This is a genomic window from Lysinibacillus sp. KU-BSD001 (assembly GCF_042920265.1).
Classification (GTDB): Bacteria; Bacillota; Bacilli; order Bacillales_A; family Planococcaceae; genus Lysinibacillus_B.
The window spans coordinates 99723-119360 of sequence record NZ_JBDQZI010000009.1; the positions used below are offsets into that span (position 1 = coordinate 99723).

A 19638-nucleotide genomic window follows, 5' to 3' on the forward strand; every position below is an offset into this window, starting at 1 on the left:
GCAAAACGATTGAGTATGCGGTCAAAAGCAGGAGCTATCCGAGCAAAAGTAACATGTATCCGCTCATAAAAACCTAGCCACACGAATATTTCTAAATACTAAACAATTAATTTTGGAAAATACAGAATTTTTGATATAATGATGAGGATGCTTTGTCATGTTGAACATGAGAAGGCATTTTAGCATATGGAGGGGATACATGTGCTAAAACGATTAAACTCATTCAGAGGGGAGATTGAGAGATGGTACAACAATATCGTGCAACAACGATGGCAACAAAGGGGATGGTGACAACGCCGCATTATTTAGCATCACAGGCGGCACTCGCAGTACTACATAAAGGGGGCAATGCAATTGAGGCGGCTATTGCAGCGGCTTCAACTATTGCGGTTGTGTATCCACATATGAATGGCATAGGTGGGGACAATTTTTGGCTCGTTTATAATGCGAAAACGAAAGAAGTAAAGGCACTAAATAGCAGTGGGCGTGCAGGGGAAAAGGCAACGATAGAATTTTATAAAGAGCAAGGCTATGAAAAAATTCCTGCGCGCGGGCCACTTGCAGCGAATACAGTTCCGGGAGCGGTAGCTGGCTGGGGAGAAGCATATCAGTATTCGACAGCAGAAATGGATGGGACATTCCCGTGGGCAGGATTACTCGAGCAAGCGATTGACTATGCGAAAGAGGGCTTTCCGATTACAGAAAGTCAAGTGTACTGGTCACATGTGAATTTAGATGCGACGGATGAAGAATTTCGTGCATTGCAACGTTTCGACGAATTTGCACGTATCTTCTTAAAAGACGGCAAGCCGTATGAAACGGGAGAAATTTTCAAACAAACAGACTTAGGCGACACACTTGCTTATATTGCAGAACATGGGGCACAAGCCTTTTATGAAGGGAATCTCGCAGAAAAAATCGTGACGGGCTTACAGGAAACAGGTGGTATCCTGACGTTAGAAGATTTTAAGACGCATGTAAGTGATTGGGTAGAGCCTCTTTCTGTCGATTACCGTGGTTATAAGGCGTACAACTTACCACCGAACACGCAAGGGATGGCGAGCTTATCGATCCTGAATATTTTAAATAACTTTGATGTAGCTGCGATAGAAGAAGGTTCGGCACACTATTATCACTTGCTTGTCGAAGCGATTAAATATGCGTTTATCGACCGCGATGCGCATTTAACGGATCCGACATTTTCTTCTATCCCGTTAGATAGACTGTTAAGTAAGGAGCACGGCGAAAAACTAGCACAGCAAATTAAAGAAAAGCTGTATGCAAAATCGTTGCAACCACTGGATGCTAAAGGAGATACCGTTTGGTTTGGCGTTGTCGATGAAGAAGGCAATGCGGTATCGTTTATTCAGAGTATTTACCATGAATTTGGTGCAGGGATTATTCCCGAAGGAACGGGTGTCATGTTACAAAATCGAGGGAGCTATTTCTCGTTAGATGCACAACATACGAATGCACTTGCACCAGGGAAGCGTACGTTCCATACATTAAATCCGGCTATGTTATTACAAAACGATAAACCAGCGCTTGTGTATGGCACAATGGGCGGTGAAGGGCAACCACAAACACAAGCGGCACTCGTGACGCGCATTATCGATTATGGTATGTCTGTTCAAGCAGCGATTGAAGCACCTCGTTGGCTATACGGAAGAACGTGGGGGGCATCATCGAATACGTTAAAGCTAGAAAGCCGTATTAGCGAGGAAGTCCAACTATCGCTTATTGAGAAAGGGCATGACGTTGAGGTGCTGAAGGACTTCACAGACATTATGGGGCATGCAGGTGCGATTTGGATTGACCCAGAGACGGATGTGAAATTTGGTGGTGCAGATCCTAGAGGGGACGGAGTGGCAATTGGTTATTAAGAGGTGAGTATTTGAAAAAACAACTAGATATTTTCATAGCATTTTTTAGATCTGGCATTTTAGGGTTTGGTGGAGGGCCGGCAACGATTCCGCTTGTGCATAAGGAAGTTGTTGGTACGTACCAATGGATGACCGATGATGAATTTGCGGATGTGCTATCAATTGGTAATACACTGCCTGGACCGATTGCGACAAAAATGGCGGGTTACATTGGGTATCGTGTAGGCGGATGGCTTGGCATGGCCACAGCCCTTGCGGCAACGATTTTACCGACAGTGATTTTGTTAATTCTTTTTTTATCTGTATTAAAAGGATATAAAGACTTGAGCTTTATAGAAGGTATGACGAAAGGTGTTGTACCGATTGTGGGTGTTATGATGGGTGTTCTGACGTGGGATTTCTTGAAAAAGTCAAAAACAGCGCTTGGTTGGAAGGTCGGGCTTATCATCCTCATGGCGGCATTTATTACAATGATGTTACTCGATGTGCATCCGGGTATTGTTATCGGTGTACTACTTGTATTGGCATTAGCGTTACCGATTAAAAAGGGGGAAGAAGAGTGATTTATATACACATATTTTTAGCCTTCTTCATCCCGGGTATTTTAGGCTACGGGGGCGGTCCTGCGTCGATTCCATTAATTGAACATGAGGTCGTTGAAAATTACGAATGGATGACAACAGCAGAATTTAGTGATGCGTTAGCAATTGCCAATGCGCTACCTGGACCCATTGCAACAAAGCTAGCCGGTTACATCGGCTATGAGCAGGCGGGCATTTTAGGCGCAGTCATTGCGCTTTTTGCAACGGTTGGGCCATCACTGATTTTAATGCTCGTACTACTTAGTCTGCTTTATCGTAATCGGAACTCACGGCGAGTAAAACGGTTGTCGAGCTTTGTCTTGCCAGCTATTGCGATTTTAATGGCGGATTTAACATTTGATTTCTTTTCTACTTCGATTGCAGGGATTAGCTGGATGCCAACGATTCTCATCGCGGTTATTAGTTATTTGGCGTTAGAAAAATTTAAAGTCCATCCAGCAATGGTGATTGTAGCAGGGCTTGTAGTCGGTGGATTCTTTTTATAAATAGCTGTTTGGTAAGGTTTACTTACCAAACAGCTATTTTTATATGTAAGTATTTTCCTTCGTTGTGCGATAATAAGAGTATCATTTTAATAGGTTGGGGTGACAGCATGGACATACAATTAGAAGCTGTATTTGAGGATGGCAAGATGATACTCCCAGCTTGTCAGATTGAAGGGCAAGTAACGGGGATTTATACGGACGTACAAAAGATGCAATTAATCATGAAGCAGCTACAAACAAAAGGCTATGTACATTATGCGACAGATGGTGAGTACAAAAGGTTGAGAGTAGAGGAAGCGTTTCGTTTTTATATGGGCATGGCGGAGTGTAAGAAACCGATGGATGAAATGCTAGCACTTTTCGGATTTACAAAACAGCGAAAAACAAAGGTCAAAGATTTAACGCTCAGTGAACAAAAGCGACTTACTTTTGTCAGAGCTTATTTATATGCAGAAAACGTATTGGTCATTGAGGAACCGTTTTATCGAATGGACGAACATTCTCGTGAAATGATTGCGCAATTGATTCAGCAGTTGGTTGAGCAAGGAAAGCAGATTATTTTACTGGCTAATAATATAGAAGAACTTCTTATTGCAACTTCTAATATTATTCGAATGGATCAATCAGGATGTCATAAGATGGACTTTACGGAAGAGCCGCATACGCCTTCAACTGAAGAGCCGATCATTAAAATTGAAAAGATTCAAACGAAGAAAAACGATAAAACGATTTTATTTAATCCACCGGAGATTGATTATATTGAGAGTGTTGACGGGGAAATATTGGTGAATGTTGCCGGTACGAGCTATAGTTGTTCGCTTACATTGCAAGAACTTGAAAAACGTTTAAAGGCATATGGTTTTTATCGATGCCACCGTTCATATATCGTGAATTTGCAAAAAGTGCGGGAAATTATTACATGGACGAAAAATAGCTATAGTTTAAAATTACATGTTGGTGAAGGGATTGTTGTACCGTTATCGCGTAGTAAACTGTCGGAATTAAAAGAATTAATTGGTATTGCGTAATATTTCCTGGGGAATATTGACGACTTCTTGGTCGACAAAAAGCTACAGTTCACCGCTAAATAGCTACATTTTAACGGGAAATGAAGGCGATATTTCTTCGATTCTACTAAATTAAAGATAACAAAACGAATTGAAGGAGGTCGCCAACATGACGACAACAACAATTGAAGTAAAAAATGTGCAAAAGACATTTGGTACTTTTACAGCGTTACAAGATGTTTCATTTACCATTCAAAAAGGAGAGATTTTCGGTTTTCTTGGTCCAAGTGGTTCGGGAAAAACAACGATGATTAAAATCCTTACTGCGCAATTAGAACAAACTGCAGGTGAGGCGCATGTGTTAGGATTGCCAGCTCATCACATGAAGAAAAGCGAGAATAAAGCACGTTTCGGTATTCTTACAGATAATAGTGGGCTGTATAAAAGGCTAACAGTAGAGGAAAATCTAGTTCTATTTAGTGAGATGTATAACCTTTCAAGGTCAGCAGTGAATGAGGCGCTTGCTTTTGTGAACTTAACAGAGGCTCGAAAGAAAAAAGTGACTGAGTTATCGAAAGGGATGATGCAACGTGTCACACTGGCAAGAGCAATCATGCATAAACCAGATTTATTATTTTTAGATGAGCCAACATCCGCACTTGACCCGGTAAATACAGCGCATATTTATAAAGGGCTGCGCAAATTAAATGAAATGGGCACGACTATCTTTTTAACAACGCATGATATGGCAGAAGCAGAAACATTATGTGACCGTGTAGCCTTTCTGCATAAAGGAAAAATTCAAGCAATAGGGGCACCGTCACAATTGAAGCATCAATATAGCGATCATTCGATGACGGTACAGTTAGTAACGGGGGAAGAACATGTTTTACCATTAGCTGATCACGCGGCTGCAACGAATGTAACACAGTGGATGAGCACAGGGGCTATTGCGCGTATTTATACAAATGAGCCGACATTAGGGGATATTTTCATGCAATTAACGGGGAGTGATTTACAATGAATCTGTCAATGAAACGAATTCAAGCAATCTTTATGAAGGATTATCGAGAGTTTTCAAGAAACTATGCTATTTCAACAATGGTTTTAGTGCCACTGTTCTTAGCCTTTTTCTATAGTAAGAGCGGGGTTAATACGATGCAAATGTATTTCTTACCGATCAATATAACACTTGCGATGGTAACGGCATTTATTCAATGCTGTTTAATTGCAGAAGAAAAAGAAAGCAATACACTTCGTAGCTTAATGATGTCTCCAGCAAGTGTTGCTGACATTTTAATTGGAAAAAGTGCAGTAGTCTTTAGTATTTCAGCTGTTATTTTAGCGTTAAGTATTTATTTAGTGGGCTATGAGCCAGCCAATATCGTCATGCTCGTATTGGCATTAGCTGTATCCATTGTGTTTTATATTGCGCTGGGTACCATTTGTGGTTTATATACAAAAACGGTAATGGAGGCTTCGTTGGCAGTCATGCCTGTAATAATTGTATTCTCCATGGGGCCATTAGCACTAGGTTTAACAGAAAAATACCCAGCATTAGCGGTTGCTGAATGGTTACCGAGTGCGCAGCTGATTGTGCTAGCAGATGCACTTGAAGTAGCGGTACCAGTAAAGGAGATCATCATGCCGTTTGTCGTCATAATTGCCTGGACGATTGTAGCGCTCGCTGTAACAAGCGTGCTCTATAAAAAGCGAATGACAGACGATTAATAAAGCAAGCTTGAAACGTATGTGGAGACATCCACGCGTTTCAAGCTCTTTTTGCTAATTCGTGTAGAAAATACACCAAAAAGGGAGGGGTTCGTGTACAGTTAACAATATACATAAATGGAGGGGATTTAAGTTATGGTTTATTTATCGATGATTTTCTTCCAAATCGTAGCGCCGATATTAATCTTACTCATTGTAGGGGCGATGTTGCAGCGGAAGTTTCAATTTAATTTAAAGGCGTTGTCGCATTTAATTACGTATTGTTTTATGCCGGCTGCTGTTTTTATTAATATTTATGAAACACAAATTGAGATGGCAGTAGTGGGGCAGTTAACGCTGTTTATTGTGTTATTTATCGGTAGTCAGATGATTTTAAGTCATTATTTAGCGAAGGTGATGAGGCTTAACCGGCAAGAATCGGCTGTTTTTAAAAATAGTGTCGTACTCATTAACTCGGGAAACTACGGGATTCCGGTAGCACAAATGATTTTTGTGACGCAACCAATCGGCGTAGCCATTCAAGTCATTCTCGTTATTTTTCAAAATATGACGACGTATACATATGGGCTCTATAATTTAATTTCTGCAACGAAATCCGGACTGGAAATTGTCCGGGACTTTTTAAAAATGCCTATCATCCATGCGCTTTGGATAGGGGGCTTACTAAATTATTTAGATGTTCCCATTCCGCAAACGTTTCGAATTCCACTTGATTATGTAGTTGGCGGCTTTGTGGCTATGGCACTCATTACGCTAGGTGCTCAGTTATCACAAATTCAGATGAAGACGATGTTTAATAAAACGATTTTTATTAGCTGCTTTACCCGCTTAATTGTAGGACCAGCTGTGGCACTTGGCATCATTTACTTGCTAGGGATTGACGGCGTTGTTGCGCAATCATTGTTTATTGCGAGCGCCTTTCCTACATCGCGTAACAGCTCCAGTCTGGCATTAGAATATGATATTGAGTCTGCAACAGCAGCACAAACCGTGTTATTTTCGACGATTATTAGTTGTTTGACAGTAACCGTTGTCATTTATATGTCAAATATTTTATTCGTGTAAAAGTAGCATAAAAAAATAGCCTTACCCTAATTTAGGGAAGGCTTTTTATTTTTTAATAGATGCTCTTAGTTCTACTACACGGTCTAGTGGTGTTTTCGTTGATTCACTAATGATATGTATATCAACATCTTCTTCAAGTAAAGCGAGTATAATGCTTTTTTTAGCCTCGACTAAAGAAAGGGCTGATTTACGTAATATGTCTTCTGCTTTTTCCGCTGTAAGCTTTGTTTCGATCATATCCTTTTGGGCTTTTTCGAGTTGTCCAGGTGTGAAGAATCGGTGTTGGTCACTCATCTATACCGCCTCCTTTACCATATTATACCTCATATAGTATGTGGAAGAAATAAAAAACCGCCATGCTCAATGCATGACGGTCCCATAGGATATTAATGGAAACAGATACTTTTGGCGCCTTTGTAAGCGATATTGAGTATATAGAGACGGACGCCAAAAGTAATATTTAAGAGTTTGCGCTCATAAAGAACGTAAACAATACATTAAGCGTTCGTTACTGTAGATTGCACATACGGATTTGACAGGTCCATCCCCTCTAAAGATAAGCCCATTGCTTTTGCGACACCTTCACCGTAAGCTGGGTCAGCTAAATAGCAGTGTAAGATGTGACGACGTTTGATGAACTCTTCGACTGGTGCCATTTCAGCAGCCGTTGTTTCGAACAGACGCTGTTGCTGTTCCGCATTCATTAAACGGAATAGCTTACCTGGCTGCTCAAAGTAGTTGTTATCATCTTCGCGGAAGTCATAAATATCAGCTGCGCCATCTAACGTAAGCGCTGGATCTTTATATTGTGGTTGCGCTTGTAAAGCACCGTAGCTGTTTGGATAGTAAGTTAATGCACTGCCGTTGTTTCCATCAGCGCGACCTGCACCATCGCGGTGGTAAACCATGAATGGACACTTCGGTGTGTTCACTGGAATTTGGTGATGGTTCACACCTAGACGGTAACGAGTTGCATCTTGATAGGCGAAGAGACGCGCTTGTAACATACGGTCTGGCGAGAATGAAATACCAGGAACGACGTTAGATGGTGCAAATGCCGCCTGCTCAACGTCTGCAAAGTAGTTTTCTGGATTACGGTTTAATTCGAATTCACCTACTGGAATTAATGGGAACTCTGATTTATACCAAACTTTCGTTAAGTCGAATGGATTGTCTTTACGGTTACGCGCTTGCTCTTCCGTCATGACTTGGATGTACATTTTCCATTTCGGGAAGTCGCCTTTTTCGATTGCTTCGAATAGGTCGCGTTGTGAAGATTCACGGTCTTTCCCGATGACTTCAGCAGCCTCTGCACCTGTTAAGTTTTTAATGCCTTGTTCTGTGCGGAAGTGGAATTTTACATATACACGTTCACCTGCTTCGTTAATCATCGAGTATGTGTGAGAACCGAAACCGTGCATTTGACGGTAGTTCGCTGGAATACCACGGTCCGACATAACGATTGTCACTTGGTGTAACGCTTCAGGTAATGAAGTCCAGAAATCCCAGTTTGAGTTTGCGTTATGCATGTTTGTTTTAGGGTCGCGTTTCACGACGTGGTTTAAGTCTGGGAAGTGTAATGGGTCACGGAAGAAGAATACAGGTGTGTTGTTACCAACCATATCCCAGTTCCCTTCTTCCGTGTAGAATTTTAACGCAAAGCCGCGGATATCACGTTCTGCATCAGCTGCACCACGTTCACCTGCTACAGTGGAGAAACGTGCGAACATGTCTGTTTTCTTCCCAACTTCAGAGAAGATTTTTGCTTTTGTATATTTCGTAATGTCATGCGTGACTGTGAATGTACCAAATGCACCTGAACCTTTCGCATGCATACGGCGTTCTGGGATTACTTCACGGTTAAAATTAGCTAATTTTTCAATTAGGAAAACGTCTTGCAATAAAATCGGACCACGGCGGCCGGCTGTTTGTACATCATCATGGCTAACTACAGGAGCCCCAGTGATCGTTGTTAAAGGACGATTGTTTAAGTTTGTCATTTATAGTACCTCCTAAAAATGAATTTAAAAAACGTTTCTTTAATTACTATAGCAAATGCAAATCATAATTTCTACTAAATTATAATAATTATTATTAAGAAATTTTTATTGCGAAAGGTAAGTGAGTTTTATGCATAAAAATAAAGGGCTTGTCATATAGGAGTTGGAGTAGAAACAAAGGGATTCATTCATATGTAAGCTCAAATGATAAGTATGATTATGATAGAGTGAGTACATACGAAAAGGTTTTCACTGTCTTTGTGTTGAAAATTTGAGAGTCTAATTGAAAACGTTAGTAAATAAATGGGATTTATTGAATGGTAATTCAGAGGTAAAAAGAGACCTTTTCCATATTATCGTATACAATGACAGATGATGATATGTAGAAAGGGTATGTAGCTGTGCAATTAACATTTACATTTATTATTTTAGCCGTAACGATTGTGTTGTTTATGACAAATCGAATACGTGGCGATCTTGTAGCCTTAATGGCCTTACTCACATTTGTCATTTTAGGCATTTTAACACCTGCTGAAGCGTTAGCTGGCTTTTCGAACTCTGTTGTCATTATGATTGCCGGGCTCTTTGTAGTAGGTGCTGGGATTTTACGTACGGGTCTTGCGGGCATGGCCGGAAATTTGCTACTGAAATGGTCAGGGGATAGTGAGCTCAAGCTATTTGTTTTACTACTCGTCATTGTGGCATCAGTGGGCGCGTTTATGAGTAATACAGGGACGGTTGCCTTAATGCTACCGATTGTGGTTAGTATCGCCATGAGCATTAAAGTAAGTCCGTCGAAGTTTTTAATGCCATTATCATATATTGCGAGTATGTCGGGGTTGATGACATTAATCGCATCACCACCGAACTTAATCGTCAGCCAAATTTTACAGGATAACGGGTATGCAAAGCTTGGCTTCTTTACGATTACACCGATTGGGATTATTGCTACAATAACGGTGATTGTGTATTTAGTCATTGTACGTAATAAATTATTGCCAAATGAGCAAAATCGTTCACAATCGGATGCAGGGTACAAGCTGTCACCGAAAAAAATTGCGAAGGATTATGCATTACAAGATAAGATGTTTCGCGTTGTTGTCCCGACCGCATCACCTATAATCGGTCAGGCACTTGCTGACTTAAAGTTGCCAGCAAAATATCATATTTATGTAATGAAAATTCAGCGTCGTGCATCAGAAGGAATGAATCTGCTTGCGATGACGTATCAAGAAATGGCTGGTCCAACAAGTATCGTTCATGAAAATGATGTGTTATATGTACAAGGAATGGCACCAGATGTTGAAAGTTTTGTGTTGGAAAATGATCTACAGTTAGAAATAGTAGCAGATGATGAGATGCAACAATTAATTTCCAAGCAGATTGGAGTAGCGGAAGTATTATTAACACCGACTTCTCGATTAATTGGTGAAACCGTAAGTAAAATTGGCTTTCGCGAGAAATATAATTTAAATATTTTAGGAATTAACCGAAAAGGTGCGTATTTATTGCAAGATATGGCCCAACAAAGGCTTCGTTTTGGAGATGCTATCTTAGTGCAAGGGGCATGGGAGGAAATTGACTTACTTTCACGCGAAACACAAGATGTGGTTGTTGTCGGGCAAACACGTGAACAAGCAGGACTGGCAGCCGCAAATGGTAAGGCGTGGATTGCTGGATTAATTATGCTGTTCATTGTAGGACTGATGGTGTTTGAAGTGTTTGATGCCGTCATTGCTGTACTCATTGGTGCTGTATTAATGATTGTCACGGGCTGTATTCGCAATATGGACGATGCGTATGGCAAGATGAATTTTGAAAGCATTGTGCTCGTTGCGTCGATGCTTCCGATGGCAACGGCACTTGAAAAAACAGGTGGTATGACGATTTTATCGAATACGATTATTGATGTACTGGGTGATTTTGGTCCGTATGGGGTGTTGATGGGCATTTACGTGCTAACGGTTGTATTTGGGCAATTTGTGAGTAACACGGCAACAGCTGTCTTATTTGCGCCGATTGCGATGACCGCCGCTACTACGATGGATGCTAATCCGTATACATTTATGATTGCTGTTGCGGCAGCTGCTGGTATGGCGTTTGCTACACCGATTGCGTCACCAACGAACTCACTGGTTATGACAGCAGGGGGCTATAAGTTTATCGATTTTGTCAAAGTCGGGGTACCGCTACAAGTGATTATGTTTATTGTGATGATGATTGTTGTCCCAATCTTATTCCCGTTTTAAATCGAAAGCAGCTTGTCATAGGCAAGCTGCTTTTAAATTTGAAAAAATAATATATAGCTCATTTGATAAGTGATGAGCATGGAGATAACCGTCGTAAGAGCGGGATACATATAGAACAGGTCATATTTGATTTTTAATATACGACGTTTTGGACTCATTGTTTGCAACACTTTTCCGATGATAATGGCGATTGTAATGACTAAGCTAATAAGGGTTAGGATGGCAAGGCCCATTTTATGGCTGAACTGACTCACTGTATGCAATAGTGTAGGTGGGTCTAATAGTAGGTAAGCGCTTGGTGTGGTAGGGGCTAATAATGACTGGAAGCTAGTAGAGAAGCTCCCAATGATCATGGCAATCAGGGACTGTGTAAATAACATCGCAATACCAAGGAGTGCTCCTAATAGTAGACCAAGCAAGACTAGCTTAAAGGCCCGTTGTTTCATGGAGATTGAGTTCATTGTCTACACCACATCCTTTTTTCTATTGTATGCAGTAGAAAGGCAGTGCAACAATTGGGGTGGTTTAGAAAAGTAAATTATCCTTTTTTAAAAGAAGCTCAATTTAGAAAAAGTCGGTTCGAAAAGAGGGAGAAATATAAAGTAAAATAGCGGAGTCGCGTAAAAGAGCTTCGAACCCGCGTAAAAGTGTAGGAAAGTCGCGTAAAATCACTCTAAACCCGCGTAAAAAACCCGATACATATAAAAAACCTCCTTATGCGTGAGACAGGGAGACAACCTGATTTTTTCCTTGAGTAGTAGCTCTAAGAAATTTTATTGTCTGTAAAAGTGAATAAGTGAAGTACGGAGCACTTGTCGCAGCTAAGCAGGTGTGAATGCGCTTTGCTTGTAATCAAAAACTCTGCCAAATATTTGGCAGAGTCGAAGGTTAATGGATATCGCGTTTTTTGAACCTACCGCCGCGAACCTCAGCTACATCTGAGACAACGATAAAGGCGCTCGGGTCAATTTCTTTAATAATTTCGAGCATTTTTGTTTCTTCCATACGGTTAATGACACAGTTTAACATATCCGTTTCTTCATTAGAAAAACCACCACGACCGGTTGTATACGTTACACTACGACCAAGACGATGTTGCACAATTTCTCCGATCTCTACGGATTTTTTACTAATTACCAGCACAGATTTTGATTTTTCGAGACCGACTTGTACAATGTCGATCACCGTTTTTGCAATATAGTACGTTAAGGCAGAGTATAGTGCGCTTTCTAAATCATAAATAAACACAGCCACTGCAAAAATGAATACATTAATAACTAAAATGATATCCCCTACAGAAAATGGAATTTTACGTGAGACAAGTACAGCCAATACTTCTGAGCCGTCTAATGCACCACCGTTACGTAGTACAATACCAATACCAACCCCAAGTAAAATACCACCAGAAGCGACAACTAATAATGGGTCCTTTGCAGATAAAATTGGGTCAATATCGTGCATGAGAATTGTGCCTGCTGAAAGGGCAGCAATCCCAATGATACTCATTATAGCGAATGTACGCCCGATTTGTTTATAACCAATATACACAAATGGAATGTTCAAGATGAATAAGAATACCCCTAGTGGAAGCTCGGAGATTTTTGCCCCCATAATGCTGACACCGGTAACACCCCCATCAATAACGCTATTAGGAATTAACACCGCCTCAAGTCCATAAGCGGTAATCGCTGCCCCAATAACGATCATAATAATTTTTCGTATATTTTGTTTTATTTTACTATTCAAATAGAATTCCTCCTTTTAGTGACGGTAACAATTATACATGAAACAAAATAGTACATGGAAATGATTATGTCGACAACGAAGTGTTTTTGTGAAATACCTTATCAATTGTGGGTAATTATTAATACGTATAAATGTATAAATAGTTTCGTAGATAACTAAAAAACTTTATTAGGATAGTATTTTTTGTATAAATAATTGAATATATTAATACAAAATGCTTTGCTGTATAAAGTAGCGCACCTAGGCCTAGGTGCGCTATTGTCATTTTTTGGACACAATATGTTGCGTATTTGTTGAAACTAAATTTTATATGGAGCGTAAAAATATTAGGACTTGGTTGAAATTTCGTACATATAGGCAATCCACTTACTATGAGAGTTGGCACGTAAATTTTTTAATAGTCCTTGTTCTACAGCAGGAGATAGGGATGGCGATAATAAATGTTGATGTAAAATCTCGATGGATTCATGCACGACTGAATCGTCAATTTCCTCTAGTTTCTTTTCTAAAAATAAAATCAACTCTTCTTTTGTTAAAGACACGGCACTTGCTTGTGCTGCTGGATTCAGCTCTGGAGAGAAAAATGGAATCTTCGCATATTTTGCAATGATCGTTACTTTTTCAACAAGTGATCGACAAAGTGTATCCATATCAATGTCACTGCTAATATTGATGTTTTCTTTTATAAAGAAGCCAATGTAATCCCCGATAAAGGTCTGGATCGTAAAAATTAAGTCAGGCACCATATGTTCTTCTACATAATCGAACTGTTTTTTAACGATTGTATGAACAAAGTGATTGAGGATATTATGGTAAATTTCCAGTTTCTCGAAAATTTCTATACTACTACAAGTTGCATTTTGTTCTTTTATAAATAATTGAGCGAAATGTGCATATTTTCTAAAGGAATCAAAGGATTGATAATAGTAGCTGTATAGCAGTTGACTTGTTGGTAAATCTGAATTGACCACTCGTTCAACGTCTGCTGCAATTTCACTCATGAAGTAGTCGATGAGAGAGAGAATTAATTCGTCTTTTGATTTGAAGGAAAGATAAAATGCACCTTTAGAGATGCCACATTTATCAGTGATTTGTTGAATGGAAGTCGCTTCGAATCCTTGTTTTGCAAATAGCTCTAAAGCGTTTTCCATTATTAATTGTTTTTTAACCATTTGTGACACTCCCGCTCGATTTATTGACTTTTGACCAACTGGTCATTAGTATAAATAAATGTATGATTAAAGTCAAACTGAGGTAGGTGCGATAGTGAAGGGTTTAGTTAATTTTGTCCTGAAAAATAAGCTGGCTGTTTGGTTGTTGACAATCATTGTGACAGTCTCGGGGATTTATTCAGGTACACGAATGAAAATGGAGTCGATTCCCGATATTTCGATTCCGTATTTAATCGTGATGGGGGTCTATCCGGGCGCTACGCCTGAGCAAGTAATGGATGAAGTCTCGGTTCCTTTTGAGAAGGCAATTGAGAGTCTTGAAGATGTCAAGGCGGTCTATTCGACTTCCTCATCCAATGTGGCACAAGTACAGGTCGAGTATGAATATGGTATCGACATGGATGAGAAAAAGCGCCAGTTGGAATCAGCACTGGATAATGTCACATTGCCAGAAGAGGTGCAAGAACCGACAATTATGGCAATCAGTGTAAACATGATGCCAGTTGTCGCATTATCAGTAAGTAGCACGAAAGAAGATATTGTTGAGTTAACATCAACAGTAGAAGATTTATTATTACCGAAAATCGAAAAAATCGATGGTGTCGCATCTGCGACAATCACAGGTCAGCACATCGAGCAAGTATCCTTCACATATGACCAAGCGAAAATGGAAGCACTTGGTTTAACAGAAGATACAGTCAAACAAATGATTCAAGCAAGCGACATGTCACTATCGCTAGGTTTATATGATTTCACTGTAGGGAAGCAGGCTGTTTCTGTTGACGGGAAAGTGAAATCGGTGGAGGAACTAAAAGAATTATTAATTCCTGTGACACTGAGTGCAACACAGCCTTCACCATTTGTTCGTTTAGGTGATATTGCAACAATTGAAGTAGAAGGGAAAGTACAATCCGTTTCTCGTACAAACGGTGACGATGCCATTGCCATTCAAATCGTCAAAGGGCAAGAGGCGAATACAGTCACAGTTGTTAATGCAGTAAAAGAGTTAATGAAAGAAGAAGAAAAAGCAATCGATGGTCTAAAAGTAGATATTTCATTAGACCAAGGGGCACCAATTGAAGATTCTGTTTTCACGATGATTGAAAAAGCGGTGTTTGGTGGTGCCATTGCGGTATTAATCATCTTACTATTCTTACGTGATTTCAAATCAACGATTATTTCCATTGTTTCGATTCCAGTTTCGATCTTTATGGCCTTACTGCTGTTGAACTGGATGGATATTACACTAAATATTATGACGCTCGGTGCGATTACGGTTGCGATTGGTCGTGTCATTGATGACTCGATCGTAGTAGTAGAAAATATTTACCGTCGTATGCACTTAAGAGAAGAAAAATTAACAGGTCGTGCTTTAATTCGTGAGGCGACAATTGAAATGTTCAAACCAATTATGTCTTCTACGTTAGTCACAGTTGCGGTATTCGCACCACTGATTTTCGTAGGCGGGATGGTTGGCGAACTATTCATGCCATTTGCGTTAACGATGACGTTTGCATTAGGTGCATCGTTAGTTGTAGCGATTACGATTGTACCAGCACTTTCACACTTCTTATTCCGTAAAAAACTATACGGTGAGAAATCAGAAAGCCAGCATAAAGAAGTAGGGAAATTAGCAGTAGCCTACCGTAACTTCTTAGAAAAATGTTTAAATCATAAATGGATTACATCGATTGTCGCGGTTGTAATGTTAGTCGGTTCATTAGCGTTAACCCCGTTAATTGGCTTTAGCTTCATGGGTTCACAAGAAGAAAAAGTCATATATTTAACGTATACACCAGGCACGGGTGAGCTAATGGAAGAGACGACAGCGAATATTGAAGTTGTCGAAAAAGAACTATTAAAACGTGATGATATTGATATTTTACAAGTATCGATTAATGATCCTGAAAATGTTGATCCAGCAGCGGTAATGATGGGTGGCGGCGGAAGCGGTGCATTAATGTACTTAATCTTTGACCCAGACATGAAAGACTTCCCAGCAGCACGTGAAGAAGTAGAAGACTATGTATTCAACATTGGGCAATCAGGTGAATGGAAATCACAAAACTTCTCCGCAATGTCGATGTCATCAAATGAAGTAAGCTATACATTATATAGTGAAGATTTAGATGATTTAGCGGCAGCAGTAAAAGAAGTAGAAGATGCTCTGAAAGAAGTCGATGGTTTAGAAGATGTGACATCAGACTTTGAAGATGCATATGTAGAGCATGTATTAAAAGTAGAGCAACAAAACGTATTACAATATGGTTTAACAACCGCACAAATTGTGATGGCGTTAAATACAACGTCAACAAAAGAAGTGTTAACGACCGTTGAACATGATGGGGATTCTATTAATGTCGTCGTGCAACGTGAGGCAAAAGCAGCTGCCTTATCGTTAGATGATGTATTAGCAACTGAAATTCAAACGGCTCTCGGGACAACAATGAAAATTGGTGACCTCGTAGAAGTAGAAGAAAATACAACACTGAATGCGTTATCTCGTTCAAAAGGTGAATACTTCACAACGGTATCAGGTACAATTATCGGTGATGACATTTCGAAAGCAACAGCTGCAGCCGATAAAAAGGTGAATGCACTTGATTTACCAAAAGGAGTTACAACAGGTGTTGCGGGTGTGGCAGCTGATATGGCTGAAACATTTACACAACTGGGTATTGCAATGCTTGCAGCGATTGCGATTGTATACTTTATCCTTGTTGTCACATTCGGTGAAGGGCTTGCGCCATTTGCCATCCTATTCTCATTACCATTCACGGTCATTGGTTCATGGGTCGGCTTATGGGCAACAGGTCAAACGATTTCTGTATCCGTTATGATGGGGCTTCTGATGTTAATTGGTATCGTTGTCACGAATGCTATCGTACTTGTAGACCGTATTATTCATATGGAACGCGACGGTTTAACAATGCGTGCGGCTATTTTAGAAGCGGGGGCAACGCGTCTTCGTCCAATCTTAATGACAGCGATTGCGACAATCGGTGCGATGTTACCAATGGCGTTTGGTGGCGCAGGCGGTGGTCTTATTTCGAAAGACCTTGCGATTACTGTAATTGGCGGTCTATTATCTTCAACATTATTAACGTTAGTAGTCGTACCAATTGTGTATGAAGTACTATCTAAAATGTTAAAGAAAAACCGTAAAGAAGTAGAAGAAAACTAATCAAACAGCAACAGGCCTAGCCTGTTGCTGTTTTCTATCGATATGCAGGATTTACGAAATCAGTTTGTATACAATGTAACCGAAGAATAAAACGACAATTAATATCCCTGTACCTTTCCACCCCATACCGCCTGTTACATCAGGTAAGCTTCCATTGCTGGCTCTATTCAATCCATCGTTTAGGGAACCAGTAGGATTTTTTTGTAATTCACTTTGTCGTAAACGTTCTCTTCTTTCGTTTGGTGTTTCTTTTTCGTTCATATCATTTCACCTCTTATCACAATAGAAAACTTTTAATCGCTACAAATAGCGAAAACAAGAAGGCTATGAACAATAACCCGCTAGTGAATTTTTCTCGCTTTTGGAATTCTTGGATGCTCATTACGAACATAGTTAAGCCTAAAAATAAAATCATATATGCTTGAAACTCGAAATTTTTTGTTATCAATCCATACGCCGCTAATGCAAGTGTAACGATGGAAAATATGATCCGTAAAATTTTCAACAAAGTGACTTCCTCCTGAACTAGAATGTTTGTTAATTGGTTAAATATTGAAATATCCTTAGTTCAATTGTACGTAAAGAAACGGTATATGTAATTAAAAACCATTTTAAGAACCCCTTTAAATCCGATATGTGGATAATATCAATAATTTAGTACATAATAAGCGTGATTTTTTAAATAGGAGATTACTAAAAGGAACTGGCTAGTTGATTGAAGTGAAGGCGAGTTAGTCGGAACGGAAATTAGCGTATTCCACATACTGTGACGAATTCTTCATTTTCAGAATAATTCTTATTGACTTGGTTGGAATAAATGAGTAAACTAATTTCATTAAAACGTATTAAAGTTGTAGGGATTAAAGAGGGGGATTTATTATATGAAATTACGAAAATGGCAAGCGCCTTTAGCAGCGGCTCTTTTAGCACTTAGCTTAGCGGCATGTGGTGGCGAATCCACAACAGAAAAGACAAATGACACAGAGCAATCACAAGAAGATATTGTTTATAAAGATGAATTAAATATTGCGATTACAGCACAACCACCAACATTAGATACAGCACAAACTGTATCAGCGGTAGCACTGGATATCGCAGGAAATATTTATCAACAATTATTCCAATTAGATGCAAACTATAATCCAGTACCTGTATTAGCGGCATCGTATGAAGTAAGTGAAGATGGTAAAACATACACAATTAAGCTACGTGAAGGGGTAAAATTCCATAACGGTGAGGAAATGGTGGCAGAAGATGTGGTCGCTTCGATGAATCGTTGGTTAGTGACATCATCTCGTGCGAAATCATTATTACAAGGAGCAAACTTCTCGGAAGTAGACCCATATACAGTCCAACTCGATGTGCAACAGGCGACATCTGATGTATTGGTTTTAATGGCTTCTCAAGCACAATTCCCATCGATTATGCCAAAAGAAATCGTGGATACGGCAACAGCAGAAGGCTTCTCTGAATATATCGGTACAGGGCCATACAAATTTGTAGAATGGAAGCAAGATCAATACATTCAATTAGCAAAATTCGAAGACTATGTAGCGGTTGACAATGCGGGTGAGCCAAGTGGTTTTACAGGTAAAATTTCGGCACCAACAGAAAAACTGACATATCATTTCGTCACGGACCATGCGACACGTATTGCAGGTGTGCAAACAGGTCAATACGACGTGGCAGATAGTATTCCAATTGAAAACTATGACCAATTAGATGTCGATCCGAACGTGGAATTACAGACGTTCCCAGGTGGTACGTTAACAGCATTCTTTAATACAACAGAAGGCGTACTAGCTGATAAAAAGGTGCGTGAAGCTATTTTAGCGGCATTAAATAATGAAGAAATTATGTTAGCTGCTTTTGCGAAGCCAGAGTTATATTCATTATCACCAAGCTACTTAAGTGAGGGTCAAACACAATGGACAACAGAGGCTGGTGCAGAATATTACAATCAAGCGAATGCTGAAAAAGCGAAGAAATTACTTGAAGAGGCTGGTTATAACGGCGAAGAAATCGTGCTATTAACAACGAAAGATTACAACGAAATGTATACAGGTACATTAGTCATTCAAGAGCAATTACGCCAACTTGGTATGAATGTGCGTGTGGATAACTACGACTTCCCAACATTCCTTGAAACAAAAGGCGATACAAGCAAGTGGGATATGTTTTTAGCAAGTACAGGATATCAAATTACACCACCACAATTATTAGCGGTAACACCTGATTGGGCTGGTTTAAAAGATGACAATATAGCGAACGGTTTAGCCGCTATTCGCAGTGCAGCAACACCGGAAGAAGCACGTGCAGAATGGGAAAAAGTACAACAATATATGTATGAAAACGCAACATCAACAGTGTTAGGTCACTATAACGGTGTCGTAGCAGTCAATAAGGATATTGAAGGGTTCGAGCTATTTGAAGCACCAGTTGTATGGAACGCGAAAGTACCAGAATAATAAATGAATGATGAGGGGAGCGATTATTAGCTCTCCTTTTCTACCT

Annotated in this window: 17 protein-coding genes; 10 read left to right on the top strand and 7 right to left on the bottom strand. The window is 39.8% G+C overall.

All coding sequences use genetic code 11. The annotated features are described in order from the left end of the window. The first annotated feature begins 242 nt into the window (after nt 1-242). From ggt to AAGS61_RS13880, 7 genes are all read left to right on the top strand, one after another. Nucleotides 243-1883 (top strand): gamma-glutamyltransferase, encoded by a 1641-nt coding sequence (gene ggt, locus AAGS61_RS13850; RefSeq protein WP_391372934.1) that lies wholly within the window; start codon nt 243-245, stop codon nt 1881-1883. Between the two features lie 11 nt (nt 1884-1894). Then, the gene (locus AAGS61_RS13855) at nt 1895-2446 is read left to right on the top strand and encodes a chromate transporter (RefSeq protein WP_391372937.1); all 552 of its coding nucleotides are present in this window, start codon (nt 1895-1897) and stop codon (nt 2444-2446) included. Further along, a complete protein-coding gene (locus AAGS61_RS13860) occupies nt 2443-2970 on the top strand; it encodes a chromate transporter (protein WP_391372939.1) in 528 nt (175 codons plus the stop codon). The genes AAGS61_RS13855 and AAGS61_RS13860 overlap by 4 nt, the downstream gene beginning before the upstream one ends. Before the next feature lie 107 nt (nt 2971-3077). Further along, nucleotides 3078-3998, top strand: coding sequence for a LytTR family transcriptional regulator DNA-binding domain-containing protein (locus AAGS61_RS13865; protein ID WP_391372942.1), 921 nt, complete (start codon nt 3078-3080; stop codon nt 3996-3998). A 148-nt stretch (nt 3999-4146) separates the two neighbouring features. Beyond that, nucleotides 4147-5001 carry an ABC transporter ATP-binding protein gene (locus AAGS61_RS13870; RefSeq protein WP_391372945.1) on the top strand — a complete coding sequence of 285 codons (855 nt, stop codon included), beginning with the start codon at nt 4147-4149 and terminating at the stop codon, nt 4999-5001. Then, the gene (locus AAGS61_RS13875) at nt 4998-5708 is read left to right on the top strand and encodes an ABC transporter permease (RefSeq protein WP_391372948.1); all 711 of its coding nucleotides are present in this window, start codon (nt 4998-5000) and stop codon (nt 5706-5708) included. The genes AAGS61_RS13870 and AAGS61_RS13875 overlap by 4 nt, the downstream gene beginning before the upstream one ends. A 135-nt stretch (nt 5709-5843) precedes the next feature. After that, the gene (locus AAGS61_RS13880) at nt 5844-6773 is read left to right on the top strand and encodes an AEC family transporter (RefSeq protein WP_391372951.1); all 930 of its coding nucleotides are present in this window, start codon (nt 5844-5846) and stop codon (nt 6771-6773) included. A 45-nt stretch (nt 6774-6818) separates the two neighbouring features. Here the strand turns inward: AAGS61_RS13880 and AAGS61_RS13885 are convergent, their stop codons facing one another. Together AAGS61_RS13885 and AAGS61_RS13890 are read right to left on the bottom strand one after the other, a co-directional pair. Continuing rightward, nucleotides 6819-7067 carry a hypothetical protein gene (locus tag AAGS61_RS13885; protein ID WP_391372953.1) on the bottom strand — a complete coding sequence of 83 codons (249 nt, stop codon included), beginning with the start codon at nt 7065-7067 and terminating at the stop codon, nt 6819-6821. Nucleotides 7068-7270: 203 nt separating this feature from the next. Then, nucleotides 7271-8773, bottom strand: a complete 1503-nt coding sequence (locus AAGS61_RS13890) for a catalase (protein WP_391372955.1) — start codon at nt 8771-8773, stop codon at nt 7271-7273. A gap of 401 nt (nt 8774-9174) precedes the next feature. On the opposite strand from AAGS61_RS13890, the gene AAGS61_RS13895 reads away from it, so the two are divergent. Next, nucleotides 9175-11022, top strand: a complete 1848-nt coding sequence (locus AAGS61_RS13895; RefSeq protein ID WP_391372958.1) for an SLC13 family permease — start codon at nt 9175-9177, stop codon at nt 11020-11022. 32 nt (nt 11023-11054) lie between these two features. Here AAGS61_RS13895 and AAGS61_RS13900 read toward each other — a convergent pair whose 3' ends face one another. The 3 genes from AAGS61_RS13900 to AAGS61_RS13910 form a co-directional block, all read right to left on the bottom strand. Beyond that, complete coding sequence (locus tag AAGS61_RS13900) at nt 11055-11483, bottom strand: hypothetical protein (RefSeq protein ID WP_391372961.1); 429 nt, start codon at nt 11481-11483, stop codon at nt 11055-11057. A 427-nt stretch (nt 11484-11910) separates the two neighbouring features. Continuing rightward, complete coding sequence (locus tag AAGS61_RS13905; RefSeq protein ID WP_391373105.1) at nt 11911-12729, bottom strand: YitT family protein; 819 nt, start codon at nt 12727-12729, stop codon at nt 11911-11913. Between the two features lie 365 nt (nt 12730-13094). Beyond that, nucleotides 13095-13940 (bottom strand): TetR/AcrR family transcriptional regulator, encoded by an 846-nt coding sequence (locus tag AAGS61_RS13910; RefSeq protein ID WP_391372964.1) that lies wholly within the window; start codon nt 13938-13940, stop codon nt 13095-13097. Between the two features lie 94 nt (nt 13941-14034). Between AAGS61_RS13910 and AAGS61_RS13915 the strand changes: the two genes are divergently transcribed. Continuing rightward, on the top strand, nt 14035-17124 hold the full coding sequence (locus AAGS61_RS13915; RefSeq protein ID WP_391372967.1) for an efflux RND transporter permease subunit: 3090 nt from the start codon (nt 14035-14037) through the stop codon (nt 17122-17124). Nucleotides 17125-17175: 51 nt separating this feature from the next. Here AAGS61_RS13915 and AAGS61_RS13920 read toward each other — a convergent pair whose 3' ends face one another. Then, nucleotides 17176-17385, bottom strand: a complete 210-nt coding sequence (locus tag AAGS61_RS13920; protein ID WP_391372970.1) for a DUF6366 family protein — start codon at nt 17383-17385, stop codon at nt 17176-17178. A 16-nt stretch (nt 17386-17401) separates the two neighbouring features. After that, on the bottom strand, nt 17402-17539 hold the full coding sequence (locus tag AAGS61_RS13925; protein ID WP_391373108.1) for a DUF3953 domain-containing protein: 138 nt from the start codon (nt 17537-17539) through the stop codon (nt 17402-17404). Nucleotides 17540-18005: 466 nt separating this feature from the next. Here AAGS61_RS13925 and AAGS61_RS13930 point away from each other — a divergent pair, with 466 nt between their 5' ends. Next, the gene (locus AAGS61_RS13930; RefSeq protein WP_391372972.1) at nt 18006-19592 is read left to right on the top strand and encodes an ABC transporter substrate-binding protein; all 1587 of its coding nucleotides are present in this window, start codon (nt 18006-18008) and stop codon (nt 19590-19592) included. The last annotated feature ends 46 nt before the right edge of the window (nt 19593-19638 follow it).